This window comes from Thioclava sp. NS-SX20 (assembly GCF_057380695.1).
This window is the reverse complement of record NZ_CM170816.1, coordinates 931,187-948,265: the sequence shown is the minus strand read 5'-3', so window position 1 is coordinate 948,265 and position 17,079 is coordinate 931,187. Positions and strand designations below refer to the sequence as shown.

The window sequence follows — 17,079 nt, the reverse complement described above, 5'->3', positions numbered from 1 at the left end:
GCCTCGGGGGCGGGTCAGGTGTCTCTCAGGACCATGTTTTCGGTGTTGCTGGGCCAGCCCGCATCTATGTCATACGACCCACCGCTATCGATGGCCGCAACCAGCTCGGCCTCGCGGGCAAAACAGTCGCTGACGTGCTGGCGCATGGCGTAGAAGAAGGCCATGACGCCCGCGAAGTCGAGCGCCTGATACTGACCGTCCGCAAATTTGAAGTTCAGCGAATAGGCCGACACCTGCGCATCGCTCAGGCCGCCGATATAGGTCACCTCGTTCGTGACCAGCGACCGCGAATATTCGTCGGTCTTCATCGGCAGGTTCATGAAGACGATGCCGCCATCCATGACGGCGTTGCGCTTGACCCGAACGGCCTCCTTGGCAGCGTCTGCGACCTCTGTGTCGGTACGAGGATCAACCCACGCCTTCGCGTCCCAATCCCACTCATAGGCTGGGTCGGGGTTTTCGGGGAACGCCACAGGCGCACCGTCCGCGACATAGTAGGTCCGCCCCGAATAGCGGCCTTCCAGCAGCGCCTCCGTATCGGCAACAGCAGGCTCTCCCGCCGCATCCGGCAGACGCATAGTCCGCAAGATCTGCCCGCTGGCGGGGGCGTAGATGGTGTAATCAGCCATGCTCACCTCTTGAGATAGACGATTGAGAAATTGAGATAGTTGACGGTCGAGGATCGGAAGTTTGTGGCCCAGACCCTGATCGTTTTTGTGCCTGCCGAAAACGGTGCCATGAAGACGAGGGGATCGCCGTCATAGGTCCAGTAGAAACCAGTTTGCGCAAACGTCTCCGTCTTGCCGCCATAGATATACCGGTCGAAGCTTTCCTCCGGCACGGTGACCCGCCACGCATATTCCTTGGCATTGTCGAGGTTGATCATCCCGTAGTTATCGGCGCTCAGGAACACCAAGCTATCCACTGGAATTTCCAGCGTGAACTCGGCTTGCAGATAATAGCGGTCGTTCGCACAGCCATTCGGACAGGTGATTTCGTAGCTTTCCGAATACGAGACAGACCCTTCGGCAAGGTTGAGCGTGTCAACGGTCAGCTCCCCGATATGCGCCCCTGTGATCGAGGCCAGCTCGATATTGGCCGCACCAACCCGCAGATCTGTCACGTCGATCTGGTCAGCCGTGACCAGACCGAAGAACTGCGAAATTTCGCCGTCGAACTGCAGGACGTCAGACGTGAATTTCAGCACCGACCGCGATGCACCATCGCCCCCACCCTGCACCACGCCCGAGATCGAGAATACCCCGTCCGAGCCAGCGGTGCCAGCCACGGACCATGATGCCGCAACTTTGCCACCCACTTCAGCCAGAGCCTGCGCCTGCTGTGTCACCGTGGCCGAGCTACCATCGGCCTGCACATCCAGCCCCGTGAGGAACTGGCCGAAAGCCGTGCCTGCGAGCGCATCGAGGTCAAGCCCCTTGATCTCTTCGAGGCTGCCGGACAGGTCGGAAATCTCCGGCAGGTCCGTGGCGATGGCGGCAATGTCGATATAGACCCGAGAGACCTCTGTGCGGTCGCTGCCAGTGCGGCTGCCGCAACCATACAGCCCGAGGTAATCGGTGCCGCCCGCCGTTGCCAGAGGCACGTCATAGTAGAAGACAAACCATTTCCACGCGGTCGTCAGGGCTTCGGAAACCATCAGGCCCGAGTTACCATCCGAATTGGTCGAGTAGGCCACGCCGAATGTGGACGCCGGATTATTGGCAGGTTGCCGCGCCATGACGCCAATCCTGATCCGCTGACCGGCGAACGTCACCGCGAGGTCAGTGGGGATCGTGATGTAGGCACCGCTTGTCACACCTGACGCACTGGTTGCCACGGTGGACACGTCATTGATCACCACCGTTCCAGCCTGCCCCAGCGCGGCGCTGGCATCATCAACAGTTGCCGCAGCCCCTATCCCGTCAAAATCGGCGGCTTCGGTCAGGATACGCTGGAACGACGCGGTGGACGCTGCGACCTTCGCAATCGAAGCGTTAAGCTCCGCCTTCGCTGCTGCAATCGCGCTGCCCTGCTCCGCGGTGGTTACGTAGTTGGTCAGCAGCGTGGATTTAATCTGCCCGTTAGTGTCACGAATGGTGGCGTTGTAGGCCGTGATTTCCGCTGCCGTTGCCGTGTCCGCTGCCGATTTGTTGTAGTAATTTTCCGACAGGTTGGTGCTGATCGCCTGATCGCCAGCCTCGTAAGCCGTAGTGAGATCCCGCGATGCCTGAGCAACGGCTTCCACTCCGTCGGCTTTCAGCCAGTAGAGATTGGTCAGCGTGGCCGCCGTATCCGCACGCACGTCCTCTGCGGCGGTAATGTCCTCCGTCTTGATGATGGCGACCTCATAGGTCACCCCCGACTCTGCCCGCGATGCCGCACAATAGACAAACGGCAGGATACGGATAGACGGTGGCTGGTTCGACCTCGAGCGCGGCATCATGTATCGAATCGCAGAAGGTGAGCGGCAGACGAAAAAGCGCCGGACGCCTGCGCCAATCCCTCGCAAGCTGGCTGCCCACCTGCGCCGCTGGCAGGCAAGCGGCGCACGATGGGCGGTCGAATATGAGGGCGGACGAGTTGGCGATATCAAGCGGGGCTTCGCCAAAGCCGTGACCGTCGCGGGCCTTGAGGGCGTCACGCCGCACACGCTCAAACACACGGCAATCACCTGGGCGCTGCAGGCCGGCGCGAGCAAGTGGCATGTCGCCGGATATTTCGTGACCAGCGTCGAGACCATCGAGAAGGTCTATGGCCACCACGCGCCCGATTATATGTCCAGCGCCCGCGATGCGATGGACAATTGGAGGGGCTGAGAATCAGGCCAAAATGGTTGTCAAGCGCGGCAATCCGTTACGCGTAACAAATACTCGCCTGATTGTTTTTGGGGCGACCCGCCGTAAGTTATTGAAAATAATGGCGCACCCAAGAGGATTCGAACCTCTGGCCTCTGCCTTCGGAGGGCAGCGCTCTATCCAGCTGAGCTATGGGTGCGTGCTGTCGTCCGTATATCCGAGCCGGAAGACCTTCGCAACGGGCAAATCACCCTGCCCGCTGCATTAAATCGCCTCACCCCAGAAGATCGTGGCAAAGCTCAAGGGCCGAAACAAGCGCATCGGCCTCGGCTTTGGTGTTATACATCGCAAAGGACGCGCGCGCCGTCGCCGTGACCCCCAGATGCTGCATCAGCGGCATGGCACAATGGCTGCCCGCCCGCACAGCCACGCCGCGCTTGTCGAGAATCGTCGACATATCATGCGGATGGGCCGGACCGTTCAACGTCATCGAGAAAATGGCACCGCCCTCGGGGGGCACGCCTTGCAGGTTGAGCCAGTTCAACCCCTGCAGCTTCTCGGCGGTGTAGCGGCGCAGATCCTGCTCATGCGCCTCGATCGTCTTCATGCCGATCGACATCAGATAGTCCAGCGCGACACCCAGCCCGTATTGCTGCACGATCCCCGGCGTCCCGGCCTCGAATTTCATCGGCGGTGTGTGATAGGTCACCGTATCGCGGGTCACCGTGTCGATCATGTCGCCCCCGCCAAGGAAGGGACGCATCTCGGCCTGACGGTCCTTCGCAATCCAGATCGCGCCAGACCCCGAGGGCCCGTAAAGCTTGTGCCCCGTGATCGCGTAGAAATCGCAGCCGATCGCCGCCACGTCCACCGGCATATGCACCGCCGCCTGCGAGCCGTCGACCAGCACCGGCACGCCCTTCTCGCGCGCGCCTTTCGAAATGGCGGCCACATCGACCAGCGTGCCCAGCACATTCGACATATGGGTGACGGCAATCAGCTTGGTGCGCGACCCCACGGCCTCCAGCACTTTCTCGGCAGGCAGCGAACCATCGGGTTCCGGCTCGACCCATTTCAGCACCACGCCCTGACGTTCGCGCAGGAAATGCCACGGCACGATATTGGCGTGATGTTCCAGAACCGACAGCACGATCTCGTCGCCCGCCTGAAGGCGCGGGGCGGCCCATGCATAAGAGACCAGATTGATCCCCTCGGTCGAGCCGGTGGTAAAGATGATCTCGTGCTCGTCAGGCGCGTTCAGGAAGCGGGCAATGATGCCACGAACGCCCTCGTATTTCTCGGTCGAAAGATTGGAAAGCGTATGCAAGCCACGGTGGACATTGGCATAATCCTCCTCATACATCCGCGTCATCGCATCGATCACCACCCGCGGCTTCTGCGCCGAGGCACCGTTATCGAGATAGACCAGCGGTTTGCCGTTCACTTCACGCGACAGGATCGGAAAATCGGCGCGGATGGTTTGAACATCGAACATGGGAGCCCCCCTGACGGGATATAGAACAGATGGAACGGGCCCCAGCGGGACCCGTCCGGAACGATTTGGCTTATGGCGAGGGCGACGGCATGACCCCCAGCAGCATCAGGACCAGACCGGTCGCGAAGGCCGAGGCAAAGAACGTGACAATCGTGCCGATCGCAACCACAGCAAGGTTGCGGAACCCGTGCAAAGCCGCCACGAAATTGACGATGAAATAGAACATCAGCGTCAGCAGGATAACGGTTGTGGCCCCGAGGCCGGAGGGCAGGATCATGATCAGCGCAAGCTGCACCACCTGCAAGATGACCATGACAAATTCGGCCCATGTCATCAGCAAAAGCGCATCGCGGAAAGCACCGTGGCCATTGCCCATCCGCCCGACAAAGGTCATGGCCCCTGCCGCATAGATCAGGATCGCGGCCTGAATCAGGATCATCGGAATGGGGTTCAGGCTCAGTCGCTCGGTATCGGGGACCATTGTGCTGGCCAGCACCTGACCGAACAGGCCAAGACAGGCGGACAGCACCACCACAACCGCCAGCCCCAGCCAGCGCGCCTGCGTTGGCGGGTTCCAGTCAATCAGCGCCCGTGCGACGGATTGCGGCTGGGTAATCGTGCCTAAAATTGCCTGTCTGAAAGTAAACTGTTCCAAGATCATCCCCGCTTTGCGGTGGTCTCGAAGAAGGCGACGCGCATTCCCGAGATCCAGAATATGACGAACACGAGAAAGGTCGCGACCCCCACCATATTCGCCTGATGCCCTACGCCAATAAAGCCAGAGACCAGCCCGCGCAAGAGCAGCAGCGGCGAGGCCGCCAATAGCGCCCAGAAGAGCGCGATCCGCGCGCCATATCCGCTGCCCTTCCCGCCCAGAAGCTTTGCCACCCCCCTGGCGATCAGCGCCACCAGATAGAAAAGCGGCACGGCCACCAACAGCCCCAGCGCCTGTCCCAACATCAGGGCAGGCAAAGGGGTAGCGGGGTTTTCAAAGGCAAACCGGGACAGTCCCGGCCATTGCGCGATGTAAACCAGCACCAGCGCCGACAGCAGAAAGGTCAGCGCCCGAGGTTCGGACGGCGCGTGCGACAGGTGATCGCGCACCACCTGACGGGGTGCGCGATAGCTGCGAAGGATATCCGAAAGAGCCGACATCCGACAGGCTCAGGAGCGGTGACGGGCCAGCCAGCCCTCAAGACGCGACAGCACGTCTTCGCGCAGGGCCTCGTCCTCGATCTCCTCGACCGCATCGGCCACGAAGCTCAGGACCAGCAGATTGACCGCAACCGCCTTCGGCACACCGCGCGAGCGCAGGTAGAAGAGTGCGGTCTCGTCAATCGCACCGGTGGTCGAGCCATGCGAACAGGCCACGTCATCGGCATAGATCTCAAGCTCGGGCTTGGCGAGGAACTGGCTGTCCTCATCCAGAAGAAGCGACTGGCTGATCTGGTAGCCATCGGTCTTCTGCGCGCCCTCTTTCACCAGAATCTTACCCTGGAAAATGCCATGCGCGCCGTTTTTCAGCACTTTCTTGAAGACCTGACGGCTTTCGCCGCGCAGAGCGCCATGCGTGATGAAGACGGTATCATCATGGTGGAACGGACCTTTGTGACCGTCGCCCAAAGCGGCACCCGCCACATGCGCCACAGCATCGTCGCCCACCATGTCGATCACGCATTCATTGCGCGTCAGCTGCCCGTTCGAGGTCATGGTGAAAGACTTGAAAAGCCCCTCCTCGGCCACGCGGGTGAAGATATGGGTATTGGCCAGACGTTCCTGCGAACGGCCCTGAATGCGCAGATGGTGGAACTTCGCGCCCTTGGCCACATCGACCTCGGTCACGATATTGAAACGCGCGCCCGCAGGACCGCTTTCCAGCAAGGTGATCTCGGAGCCTTCTTCCAGCTTGACGACATGGTGCAGCATCACGTCGGAGCCGTCATCCTCGTGCAGGTAGTCGATATGCACGGGTTTCGCCGCCTGCCCCGTGACCCTGATCAGCAGCCCGTCCTTGGCCGCAGCGGTATTGAGCGCGGCATAGGGACGGTCGACCGGTTTCTGGCCATCGGCTTCCAGCTTGCCATAAAGCGACTGCGCCCAATGGATATCGGCGGCATCCGCCTCGGCCAGACGCGAGATCTCGACACCGGCATTGATCAGGTCGTCCGACAGATCCTCGTTGAAGACGCCATCGACAAAGACCAGACGCACGCGCTCGAACGTGTCGAAATTCGCGGGCTCGTCCTTGGGGTTGAACAGCGCGGCTTTCGGTGCCTCCGGCGCGTTCAGCCCCGTCGGGTTGGTCCAGCGCCAGTATTCATCACGACGGCCCGGCAGGCCCATCGCGGTCAGCCGTTGCAGCGCATCGGCACGGGCGGCTGCGGTGAACCCGCCTTCGGGCAGATCCAGCGCGGCCAAGCGGGCGGTCAAGGCTTCGGCCTTGAGCGCCTGATTGCGGAGTTTTGCGCTTGCCATCAGGCCATCACCTCGCTGATCCCGTGTTCTTTCAGCAGGTCGGAATAGCCGTTCTTCTCGACTTCCAGTGCCAGCTCGGGGCCACCGGTCTTGATGATACGGCCCGCCGCCATGATATGCACGACATCGGGTTTGATATGGTCCAGCAAGCGCTGGTAGTGGGTGATCACAAGGAAGGACCGGCCTTCCGAGCGCAGCGCATTCACGCCGTCCGACACCAGTTTCATAGCGTCCACATCCAGCCCCGAGTCGGTCTCGTCAAGGATGCACATCTTCGGTTCCAGCATCGCCATCTGCAGGATCTCGTTGCGCTTTTTCTCACCGCCCGAGAAGCCCACATTGACCGGACGCTTCAGCATCTCGGCGTCGATCTTCAGCGATTTCGCCTTCTCGCGCACGATCTTCAGGAATTCACCTGCCGAATACTCTTCCTCGCCACGCGCTTTACGCTGGGCGTTCACGGCCGTGCGCAGGAAGGTCATATTGCCCACGCCCGGGATCTCGACCGGATACTGGAACGCAAGGAACAGCCCTTCGGCGGCGCGCTCTTCGGGCTCCTGCTCCAGCAGGTTCTCGCCATCAAGCGTGGCCGAGCCTTCGGTCACGGCATAGCCGTCACGGCCCGAAAGCACATAGGACAGCGTCGATTTCCCCGAACCGTTCGGCCCCATGATCGCATGGACCTTGCCGGTTTCGATGGTCAGATTCACACCCTTGAGGATCTTCTTGCCACCCTCTTCGAGTTCTGCGTGCAGGTTTTTGATCTCTAGCATAGTCTTTTTCCTGTTCAGTCGATGGTGACAGCCGTGCCGGATGCCGACACCATCAACATCGAATCCGCGACGACCTCGTAATCAAGATCGACGCCAACGATTGCGTTTGCGCCCTTGGCCCGGGCGCGCTCTTCCAGTTCTTTGAAGGCCACCTCGCGCGCATCGGCAAGTTTGGCCTCATAGGCGCCCGAACGACCGCCCACGATATCGGTGATCTGCGCGAAAAAATCGCGCACGATATTGGCCCCCATGATCGCCTCGCCCACGACAATGCCGTGATAGGCGGTGATCTTGTGACCTTCGATCGTGGCTGTGGTGGTGACGATCATGACGCGCTCCTCATCCCTTGAAGACCAGCATGGCCCCCAACCCGATCAGCACAAATCCCGCGACGGTCGTCAGGCTGGGCGGTTCCTTCAGATAGAAGGTCGAAAACCCCACAAAGACCACCAGCGTGATGACCTCCTGGATCGTCTTGAGCTGTGCCGTCGAATAGACCTGATGCCCGATCCGGTTGGCCGGAACGGCCATCCAGTATTCGATAAAGGCAATCGACCAGCTGATGATCACCACGGCCCAAAGCGGTGCCGTGGAATATTTCAGGTGCCCGTACCACGCCACCGTCATGAAAACGTTGGACGCGATCAGCAGCACGACCGGAAGGAGATATGCGCTCATGAACGCCCAACGCCCCTAGCCTACAGAGCCTTCCAGCGAGATCGCCACCAGCGACTGCGCTTCCATCGCGAACTCCATCGGCAGCGCCTGCAGCACCTCGCGGCAGAAGCCGTTCACCACCAGAGCGACCGCCTCTTCCTCGTCCATGCCGCGGGCACGGCAGTAGAACAGCTGGTCGTCATCGACCTTCGAGGTGGTGGCCTCGTGTTCAACGCGGCTCGTGTTGTTCTTGACCTCGATATAGGGCACGGTATGCGCCCCGCATTCCGACCCGATCAGCAGGCTGTCACATTGCGTGTAGTTGCGCGAGTTAGACGCTTTCGGGTGCATCGAGACCAGCCCCCGATAGGTGTTCTGCGCCTTGCCCGCCGAGATCCCCTTGGACACGATCCGCGAGCGCGAATTCTTGCCCAGATGGACCATCTTGGTGCCGGTATCGGCCTGCTGGTAGTTATTGGCGATGGCGATCGAGTAAAACTCGCCCGAGGATTCCTCGCCGCGCAGGATGCAGGACGGGTATTTCCACGTGATGGCCGAGCCGGTTTCCACCTGCGTCCACATCACCTTGGCACGGTCGCCACGACAATCGGCGCGTTTGGTCACGAAGTTATAGATGCCGCCCTTGCCGTCCTCGTCACCGGGGAACCAGTTCTGAACGGTCGAATATTTGACCTCGGCATCTTCCTCGATGACGATCTCCACAACAGCCGCGTGCAGCTGGGCGGTGTCCCGTTTCGGCGCGGTGCAGCCTTCAAGATAGGACACATAGGCGCCCTTGTCGGCCACGATCAGCGTGCGCTCGAACTGCCCCGTATTTTCCGCGTTGATACGGAAATAGGTCGACAGCTCCATCGGGCAGCGGACCCCCGGCGGGATATAGACGAAGGACCCATCCGAGAAGACCGCAGAGTTCAGCGTGGCATAGTAGTTATCCGACTGCGGCACGACCGAGCCGATATATTTCTTGACCAGCTCGGGGTGTTCCTTGATCGCTTCCGAGATCGAGCAGAAGATCACACCCGCCTCGCGCAGCTTGTCCTTGAAGGTCGTGCCGACCGAGACCGAGTCGAACACCGCATCCACGGCGACCTGACGCTTGCTCGGGTCATAGTCTTCGGCACCTTCCACACCGGCAAGGATCATCTGTTCCTTCAGCGGGATGCCCAGTTTCTCATAGGTCGCCAAAAGCTTGGGATCGACCTCATCGAGCGATTTGGGCTTGGTTTCCATCGATTTCGGACGCGCATAGTAATACTGGTCCTGAAAATCGATTTCCGGCACGTTGAGCAGCGCCCAATCGGGCTCTTCCATCTCTTTCCAGCGCGCGAAAGCCTGAAGACGCCATTCGGTCATCCATTCCGGCTCTTCGTTCTTTTCAGAAATCAGGCGGACGATATCCTCGTTTACGCCCTTGGGGGCGTATTCCATCTCGATCTCGGTATTCCAGCCGTATTTATACGACCCCATATTCTGGACCGTTTCAACCGTCTCGCGGTCGACGCCCTCGCGGATTTGCAACTCGTCTGCCACGTGTCATTCCCTATCTTGCTGGTCGCGCTCATGGCCGACCGTTTCCCCAAATCCGCCGCGCCAAGCTCTGGCTTGCGGACCTATCACATACGCTCCCGAAGCTTGTCGCCATGCTTGCGCCGAGCTTTGGACCAAGCCTCCACGAAACGGTCGATCGCCTCGCGCGTGATGCCCGGCCCAAGCGAGACGCGCATCGCACATCCCGCAAGATCTTCGCCCCACCCCATAGCGCGCAACACGCCAGAGGCCCGAACCTTACCCGACGAGCAGGCCGATCCGGCAGAGACCGCAACCCCTGCAAGGTCCATCCGCATCACCTGCGTCTCGCCTTTCCAGCCGGGGCTGATCACCGACAATGTATTGGGCAGAAGCGCAGGCGCTGCTGCCTGACCCTGCCCGTCTGCGGGTGCGTTCCATCCGGGAAAGTAAACGTCTTCGACAGCCTCTTCCAGTGCCTTTTTTAGAATATTTCTAAGTTCGGCCACTTCTTCCCAGACACCATTGGCCAGATCGCGCATCGCAGCCTCGGAAGCCGCAGCAAATCCGGCGATACCGATCAGATTTTCCGTTCCTGCGCGGCGCCCCATCTCTTGCCCGCCGCCCTTCAGGCCCGCTGCCAGATCGGTGCCCTGTTTCAGGATCACCGCCCCCACCCCTTTGGGCCCGCCCAACTTATGGGCCGACACAAGACCACAGGTCGCGCCCATCCAGTTGAAGGCCAGAGGGATCTTGCCAAAGCCCTGCGTCAAGTCGGTCGACCACAGCCCCTCGGGCAGATCCTGAATCACACCGGTTTCCGAATTGGCAATCTGCAAACTGGAGCGCGCGGGGTCCGCTACGGTCACACGACCATAGCCATCCACCGCAAGATCGGCCTCGCACCATGCTTTCACCGCGTCATGCTCGACCTCGGCGCAATGGATACCGCGCCCCGCATGCACCAGCGCCGATGCCTCGGTCGTGCCGGAGGTAAACACAACATCCTGACCATCGGCACCAATCGCATGGGCAATCTGCGCACGGCAACGTTCCATCAGCGATTTCGCGGCCCGCCCTTCGGCATGAACCGAAGACGGATTGCCCAGCAGGTCCATCGCCTCGACCATCGCCGCCTTCGCCTCTGCCCGCAGAGGCGTGGTTGCGTTCCAGTCGAGATAGAGCCGTTCCATGACACGATGTCCTTCTGCGCCCGTAACATGGGCCGTTATCTGGCTTTGGACATAGGCGCAGAACGGATAAAAGACAATAACCCGAGTCTATGACTCAGGTTAGCAAGGGGGTGTGCGCAAATCGCTTAATCATCCACCACCGAGAACAGCGACGGCACGGCCGGACAGGGTTTGAGCCCGTTGCCGATGACATCCTGCAGCGTGGTCTGGTGCAAAAAGACGAAGACCTGCGCCGAAAGGCTTTCCCACAGACGGTTCGACAGAGACTGCGCCCGCGTGCCGGATTTCCCGCCCGAGGCTCCTGCCCCCACATGCATGGCCGAGACTTTCTCGTCCACCGCCTCGAACACTTCGCTCACGCGGATTTCGGCGGGCGGACGTGCCAGTTGGTACCCACCACCCGGACCGCGCACCGACTGCACCAGCCCCGCACGACGCAGCCGCACGAAGATCTGTTCGAGATAGGCCAGCGAAATATCCTCGCCTTCGGAAAGCTGCGATAATGAAACCCGGCCATTCGGTCCCGACAAGGCCAGGCTTGACAAGGCCACCATCGCGTAACGCCCTTTGGTCGATAGTTTCATACAGTATCCTCCGCTTAATCACCCGCGCCGAAAAGGACGGGCTCTGACCTCCCCGAGAGGCGATCATGCCATGCCACCTCCGAATCGCGGCAAATTTACGCTAGAATGCCCCGATGTCGATCATCAATACAGAGAGAATGGCGCAAGAACCATTGACCTTGCGCGCTGGCCCCCTTAACTCGTTTCCACCCGTAGATCCGGCATTGTGCCGGGGATGGCCCTCCCTAGGGGGATGCAGACCCTGCGTCAAGCAACCCTGCACCCTTGGATCCGGGCCCATGCAAGAGCAGACGAGAACCGATGCCCGAAGTCATTTTTCCCGGTCCCGAAGGTCGCCTAGAAGGCCGCTATCACCCGCAAGCCGCCCCCGACGCGCCGATTGCCATCATCCTGCATCCCGATCCGCAATTCGGTGGCACGATGAACAACCGCGTCGTCTACAACCTGCATTACGCGTTCCACAAGCTGGGCTTCACCGTGCTGCGCTTCAACTTCCGTGGTGTGGGCCGCAGCCAAGGGGAATATGATCAGGGGATCGGCGAATTGTCGGATGCCGCCTCGGCGCTGGATTACCTGCAATCGCAGAACCCCAATTCCAAACACTGCTGGGTTGCGGGGTTCAGCTTTGGCGCGTGGATCGGGATGCAGCTTCTGATGCGCCGCCCCGAGATCACCGGTTTCGTCTCGGTGGCTCCGCCGGCGAATATGTATGACTTCAGCTTCCTCGCGCCCTGCCCCTCGTCGGGTCTGATCATCAACGGCACCGCCGACCGCGTCGCGCCGCCGAAAGATACCGCCACGCTGGTCAGCAAGCTGGGCGAGCAGAAAGGGATTACCGTCACCCATGAAGAGATCAGCGGTGCCGATCACTTCTTCAAGGATGACGAGGCGCATATGAAGCCGATGATCGATACGGTCCAATCCTATGTGAAGCGCCGCCTGACGGAGAACACCCGCTAATGGCACTGCTCGAAGACCTGGCCGAAAAGCTGGCCTTCGACTGCATGCAAGCCCAAAAGGAGATCGGCCCCACGGCCGATCGCCTCTACCAAGACGTTGCCACCCATATCGGCACCGCCTCGCCCTCTCTCGAAGAGGCCTTCCTGACCGCCTGCCGCCTGCATATGGCCGCCCTGCGCGCCGAAGACTTCATGGCGCGGCGCATCTCTGCCCTGAAATCCGGCAAATAAAGCTGTGCAGCACGTGACCGGCGGCTATGCGCATTTAGCTGGTATCTGGCACTGGCTCTGGGCGTGCAAACCCGTTAGGTCGGAAGCAGGCCTTTCGTCCGTCTCGCATGGCGCAAGGACCGCCGCACCTGCCCGCTCCGCTTGCGGGGCCGTGGGCTGATCCTGGCGCAGCGTTCAGGTGCCCGTCTTTTCCCGCCGGGGTGAAAAGGATAAGGCCCATGACCACCGCAGCAGACCCAGCCACCCAACGGCTTGATCGGCAACTGGCCTTTCTGGCCGAGGCCGAGAAGCTTAAAGGGGTCATCCGCGCGACCCCCGTCATGGACGATTCCCGCTTCGAGAATTCTGCCGAACATAGCTGGTCTCTGGCGCTTTGGGCGCTGGTCCTGGCCGATCAGGCCGATCCTGCAGTCGATCCGGTGCGCGCGATCAAGATGCTGTTGCTGCATGATATGGTCGAAATCGATGTGGGCGATGTGCCGATCCATTCGAAGGGCGGTAAGGCGCATGACAGCGCCGAGACCTGTGCCGCCGAAGCCCGCGCGGCAGAGCGCATCTTCGGACTGCTCCCGACGGATATGGCGCAGGATTTCCTGAGCACTTGGAAGGAATTCGAAGCCAACGAGACCCCGACCGCCATCTATGCCAAATCGCTCGACCGCGCGCAGCCGGTGATGCTGAACCTGCAATCGGGCGGCGGATCATGGCGCGAATACAAGGTGACGTGGGACCAGTTACAAGAGCGCGTGGGCTGCAAGATCAATCGCGGCCTTCCCGCGCTCTGGTCCGCGATCAAGGCGCGGATCTTTCCGTGGTTCGAAGACAACCGCCGCCTCTGAGCCGCCCCGCCCCCCATGCGGGCCCGACCGGCACCGTTTTGACGCGGTACGGTGCGGGCCTGCGGCAAGCTGCGCCTATTTTTCAAGCAGGCTCATCTTCGCAACGATATCTTTGCAAACAGCCCCTACCTTTCGGCACAACCGGATTTCATGCTGCGCTAACATAAAACCGGACGAATATGTCGAATTGTAGAATACCGTCGTATACTACGGCATACAAACTCTGGCTATTCCCATAAGTTTGCGCTAAATGGGGCCTGTCCCGACTCATATATATAAGCCTAGGAAGGGGTTCATATGTCCAAGATCAAGGTGGAGAATCCGATCGTCGAACTCGACGGCGACGAGATGACCCGGATCATCTGGGATTTTATCAAGAAGAAACTGATCGAACCCTATCTGGATGTCGATCTGCTGTATTACGATCTCGGCATCGAAGAACGTGACCGCACCGATGACCAGATCACCATCGATGCCGCCAACAAGATCAAAGAGATCGGCGTTGGTGTGAAATGTGCGACCATCACCCCCGATGAAGCGCGCGTCGAGGAATTCGGCCTCAAGAAGATGTGGAAATCGCCCAACGGCACGATCCGCAATATTCTGGGCGGTGTGGTCTTCCGTCAGCCGATCATCTGCCGCAACGTGCCGCGCCTTGTGCCGGGCTGGACCGACCCCATCGTTGTGGGCCGCCACGCTTTCGGTGACCAGTATAAGGCGACCGATTTCACCTTCCCGGGCAAAGGCCAGCTGACGATGAAATTCGTGGGCGATGATGGCACCGTAATCGAGAAGGTCGTCTATGATGCGCCCTCCGCAGGCGTCTATCAGGCGATGTATAACCTTGACAGCTCGATCTATGACTTCGCCCGCGCCTCGTTCAACTACGGCCTCTCGCTGAACTGGCCGGTCTATCTGTCGACCAAGAACACCATCCTGAAAGCCTATGACGGCCGCTTCAAGGATATCTTTGCCGAAGTTTACGCCAATGAATTCGAAGAAGAATTCAAGAAGCGCGGCATCTGGTACGAACACCGTCTGATCGACGATATGGTGGCCTCGGCCATGAAATGGTCGGGCAAATTCGTCTGGGCCTGCAAGAACTACGATGGCGATGTGCAATCGGATACAGTGGCACAGGGCTTCGGCTCGCTGGGCCTGATGACCTCGCAGCTGATGACGCCCGACGGCAAGATCGTCGAGGCCGAAGCTGCCCACGGCACCGTGACGCGCCACTACCGCCAGCACCAGCGCGGCGAACAGACCTCGACCAACTCGATCGCCTCGATCTACGCTTGGACCGGTGGCCTGAAGCACCGCGCGAAACTCGACAACAACAGCCAGCTGATGAATTTCGCGGAAACGCTGGAACGCGTGGTTGTCGAAACCGTGGAATCGGGCTTCATGACGAAGGACCTTGCCCTGCTGGTCGGCCCCGACCAGAAATGGCTCACCACGATGGGCTTCCTCGAAAAAGTCGACGAGAACCTCAACAAAGCGTTCTGAACATCCTAAAAAGGCCGGGCATCACGCCCGGCCTTTTTCATTGGAAAATCCTGCAACCTTCAGGCAGCGATAAGCTGCAGATCCTGCCAATAATGACGCATTTCGGTGAGGGCCGCGCGGTCCTGCCGACGGGCCAGAAGCTGTAGGTAAAGCTGGCCGGGGCCTTCGAAATAGATCACGAAGATCATGATCCGAAGCGCCTCGCGCATATCTTCGCTCAACGCCTCCCATTGCGGCACAGGCCCCCGCAAATTCACCCCTTGCTCTTCCAGCACGGTCAGAAGCGCGTAATGACGCAGGAAACGCTCCTCCTGCTCCATCTGGATGATCCCGTGCCGCTCATGCGCCCGCTGCGCCTGAGAAAATCGGAGCTTCGCCATGCGATCCACCAGCGCAAGGCGAAAATGAACAATTACCATCGCAACCGTCAGACAAGACAGCACGATCCCTAGGCAAAACACTGATAAGTCAGACATTAATTCCCCAGCCACTAGTTAACATTTTGTTCACTAAAGTTAACCCGTGGCGAAATTGTGGCGTGAAAATGGATTACACACGTCAAATGACACAACATCTTGCACTTGGCCCTGCCCGCGATAAATCATGGCCGCATGACACATCTTCTCCCCCCTTCCCACAGCACGCTCGATGATGCTCAGGGCATCGCCTATGGCGGCATCATCGCAGGGTTCGGCCTGCTGATCCTGACCTCGCTCGGTTTCGTCACCGGCCAGACCGCCGGAATGGCGGTGCTGATCTCCTATGCAACCGGATGGTCCTTCGGGGCCGTCTTCTTCGTGATCAATATCCCCTTCTACTGGCTGGGCTGGAAACGGATCGGCCCCGCCTTCGTGTGGAAATCTCTGGCCGCAGTCAGCCTGCTGTCACTGACCACCGCCGTCCTTCCCCGCTACGTCCATTTCGACCTGCTGCATCCGGCAGCGGGGGCGGTGCTGTTCGGACTGATCACCGGCTCGGCGCTGCTGGCGCTGTTCCGGCACGGCTCCAGCCTTGGCGGAATCGGCATCGTCGCGCTTTACCTGCAGGACAAGACCGGCTTTCGCGCAGGCTGGACGCAGATGGGCTTTGACGTGGCCGTTTTCGCGCTGGCCCTGACCCTGCGCGACCTCGAGACCGTGGCATGGTCTTTCCTTGGCGCTGTCGTGATGAATATGGTGATCGGCATCAACCATCGGCGCGACCGCTATATCGCAACCTGAGTATTTATTAAGCATCCTTAGCTATTCTGTCAGGGCCGCGTGCTGCGGCCCTTGATTTTTTGCCAGATCGGCGCATAGTTAGGTCATGTGTGCTGACATTAATGCCGATCTCAAACTGCGCTGCCCCCCACCGACCGGACGCCGCAAACGTTTGGTTGCCAGACCTGGCCTGCGCCATCCTGATGACAAACATTATACCCGCCTCGAAGATGCCCAAGGGTTGCTGATTGCCTGTGCGCAGGCCGCGCTTGGCATCCACCTGTTGCGTGCGGCGGGTCTGATGACCGGAGGAACGGCGGGGCTTGCGCTTTTGCTGACCTATATCGCGCAAGATCACGGCATCCACCTGACCTTCGGGGGGATTTTCTTTGCCATCAATATCCCCTTCTATGCTTTCGCCTACAAAGCACGCGGGATCGGCTTCTGCCTGAAAAGCCTTGCCTCCGTGACGCTGGTCTCGCTGATGGCCGAGGCTCTCAAACCCTTCCTGCATGTCGACCAGATCCACCCCGCTGTCGCCGCCCTTCTGTTTGGGGTCAGTGCGGGGGTCGGGCTGCTGGGGCTATTCCGCCATTCGGGCAGTCTGGGCGGCGTGTCGATCGTCGCGCTGGTGCTGCAGGACCGCTTCGGCTTCAAGGCAGGCTGGACCCAGACGATCCATGATCTTGGCCTGTTCCTGATCGCTTTCTGGGTGCTGCCGCTTGGCAATGTAGGCTGGTCCCTTCTGGGCGCGGTTGTCCTGAATGCGGTGATTGCCTTCAATCACCGACGGGACTGGTATGTTGTGACCTGATCTGGCAGGCTCGGCAGGACACCGAGCACAGC

General features: G+C 60.2%; 20 protein-coding genes and 1 tRNA gene. 7 read left to right on the top strand and 14 right to left on the bottom strand.

The features are described from left to right. Positions 1-14: 14 nt before the first annotated feature. The gene (locus tag AC2ISB_RS04750) at positions 15-629 is read right to left on the bottom strand and encodes a DUF4376 domain-containing protein (protein WP_486576351.1); all 615 of its coding nucleotides are present in this window, start codon (positions 627-629) and stop codon (positions 15-17) included. A 2-nt stretch (positions 630-631) separates the two neighbouring features. Next, positions 632-2,443, bottom strand: a complete 1,812-nt coding sequence (locus AC2ISB_RS04745; protein WP_486576349.1) for a hypothetical protein — start codon at positions 2,441-2,443, stop codon at positions 632-634. Here AC2ISB_RS04745 and AC2ISB_RS04740 point away from each other — a divergent pair. After that, complete coding sequence (locus AC2ISB_RS04740) at positions 2,442-2,816, top strand: site-specific integrase (protein WP_486576347.1); 375 nt, start codon at positions 2,442-2,444, stop codon at positions 2,814-2,816. The two genes, AC2ISB_RS04745 and AC2ISB_RS04740, sit on opposite strands and share 2 nt — an antisense overlap. A gap of 101 nt (positions 2,817-2,917) precedes the next feature. Here the strand turns inward: AC2ISB_RS04740 and AC2ISB_RS04735 are convergent. From AC2ISB_RS04735 to iscR, 11 genes are all read right to left on the bottom strand, one after another. After that, a tRNA-Arg gene (locus AC2ISB_RS04735) sits at positions 2,918-2,994 on the bottom strand. A 75-nt stretch (positions 2,995-3,069) separates the two neighbouring features. Beyond that, positions 3,070-4,290 (bottom strand): cysteine desulfurase, encoded by a 1,221-nt coding sequence (locus tag AC2ISB_RS04730; protein ID WP_486576346.1) that lies wholly within the window; start codon positions 4,288-4,290, stop codon positions 3,070-3,072. A gap of 70 nt (positions 4,291-4,360) precedes the next feature. Further along, entirely contained in the window at positions 4,361-4,945 is a 585-nt protein-coding gene (locus tag AC2ISB_RS04725) for a YIP1 family protein (RefSeq protein WP_339107176.1), read from the bottom strand. 2 nt (positions 4,946-4,947) lie between these two features. Then, a complete protein-coding gene (locus tag AC2ISB_RS04720) occupies positions 4,948-5,445 on the bottom strand; it encodes a YIP1 family protein (protein ID WP_339107175.1) in 498 nt (165 codons plus the stop codon). A 9-nt stretch (positions 5,446-5,454) separates the two neighbouring features. After that, positions 5,455-6,765, bottom strand: coding sequence for a SufB/SufD family protein (locus AC2ISB_RS04715; protein WP_339107174.1), 1,311 nt, complete (start codon positions 6,763-6,765; stop codon positions 5,455-5,457). Further along, entirely contained in the window at positions 6,765-7,538 is a 774-nt protein-coding gene (gene sufC, locus AC2ISB_RS04710) for a Fe-S cluster assembly ATPase SufC (RefSeq protein ID WP_339107173.1), read from the bottom strand. The genes AC2ISB_RS04715 and sufC overlap by 1 nt, the downstream gene beginning before the upstream one ends. Positions 7,539-7,552: 14 nt before the next feature. Beyond that, complete coding sequence (locus AC2ISB_RS04705) at positions 7,553-7,867, bottom strand: heavy metal-binding domain-containing protein (RefSeq protein WP_339107172.1); 315 nt, start codon at positions 7,865-7,867, stop codon at positions 7,553-7,555. 10 nt (positions 7,868-7,877) lie between these two features. Continuing rightward, positions 7,878-8,216 (bottom strand): DMT family protein, encoded by a 339-nt coding sequence (locus tag AC2ISB_RS04700; RefSeq protein WP_406720650.1) that lies wholly within the window; start codon positions 8,214-8,216, stop codon positions 7,878-7,880. Positions 8,217-8,231: 15 nt separating this feature from the next. Continuing rightward, entirely contained in the window at positions 8,232-9,746 is a 1,515-nt protein-coding gene (gene sufB, locus AC2ISB_RS04695; RefSeq protein WP_339107170.1) for a Fe-S cluster assembly protein SufB, read from the bottom strand. A gap of 83 nt (positions 9,747-9,829) precedes the next feature. After that, positions 9,830-10,915 (bottom strand): cysteine desulfurase family protein, encoded by a 1,086-nt coding sequence (locus AC2ISB_RS04690; RefSeq protein ID WP_406720648.1) that lies wholly within the window; start codon positions 10,913-10,915, stop codon positions 9,830-9,832. A gap of 125 nt (positions 10,916-11,040) precedes the next feature. Beyond that, a complete protein-coding gene (iscR, locus tag AC2ISB_RS04685) occupies positions 11,041-11,499 on the bottom strand; it encodes a Fe-S cluster assembly transcriptional regulator IscR (protein ID WP_339107168.1) in 459 nt (152 codons plus the stop codon). Positions 11,500-11,799: 300 nt separating this feature from the next. On the opposite strand from iscR, the gene AC2ISB_RS04680 reads away from it, so the two are divergent. The 4 genes from AC2ISB_RS04680 (at position 11,800) to AC2ISB_RS04665 (ending at position 15,034) form a co-directional block, all read left to right on the top strand. Beyond that, a complete protein-coding gene (locus AC2ISB_RS04680) occupies positions 11,800-12,459 on the top strand; it encodes an alpha/beta hydrolase (protein WP_339107167.1) in 660 nt (219 codons plus the stop codon). Further along, entirely contained in the window at positions 12,459-12,689 is a 231-nt protein-coding gene (locus tag AC2ISB_RS04675) for a hypothetical protein (RefSeq protein ID WP_339107166.1), read from the top strand. The genes AC2ISB_RS04680 and AC2ISB_RS04675 overlap by 1 nt, the downstream gene beginning before the upstream one ends. 218 nt (positions 12,690-12,907) lie before the next feature. Next, on the top strand, positions 12,908-13,528 hold the full coding sequence (locus AC2ISB_RS04670; RefSeq protein WP_486576340.1) for an HD domain-containing protein: 621 nt from the start codon (positions 12,908-12,910) through the stop codon (positions 13,526-13,528). A 297-nt stretch (positions 13,529-13,825) separates the two neighbouring features. After that, positions 13,826-15,034 (top strand): NADP-dependent isocitrate dehydrogenase, encoded by a 1,209-nt coding sequence (locus AC2ISB_RS04665; protein WP_406720647.1) that lies wholly within the window; start codon positions 13,826-13,828, stop codon positions 15,032-15,034. 59 nt (positions 15,035-15,093) lie between these two features. Here the strand turns inward: AC2ISB_RS04665 and AC2ISB_RS04660 are convergent, their stop codons facing one another. After that, positions 15,094-15,414, bottom strand: a complete 321-nt coding sequence (locus AC2ISB_RS04660) for a hypothetical protein (protein WP_339107163.1) — start codon at positions 15,412-15,414, stop codon at positions 15,094-15,096. Between the two features lie 231 nt (positions 15,415-15,645). Between AC2ISB_RS04660 and AC2ISB_RS04655 the strand changes: the two genes are divergently transcribed. Further along, positions 15,646-16,254 carry a YitT family protein gene (locus tag AC2ISB_RS04655; RefSeq protein ID WP_339107162.1) on the top strand — a complete coding sequence of 203 codons (609 nt, stop codon included), beginning with the start codon at positions 15,646-15,648 and terminating at the stop codon, positions 16,252-16,254. An 85-nt stretch (positions 16,255-16,339) separates the two neighbouring features. After that, on the top strand, positions 16,340-17,047 hold the full coding sequence (locus AC2ISB_RS04650) for a YitT family protein (RefSeq protein ID WP_339107161.1): 708 nt from the start codon (positions 16,340-16,342) through the stop codon (positions 17,045-17,047). Positions 17,048-17,079 lie beyond the last annotated feature (32 nt).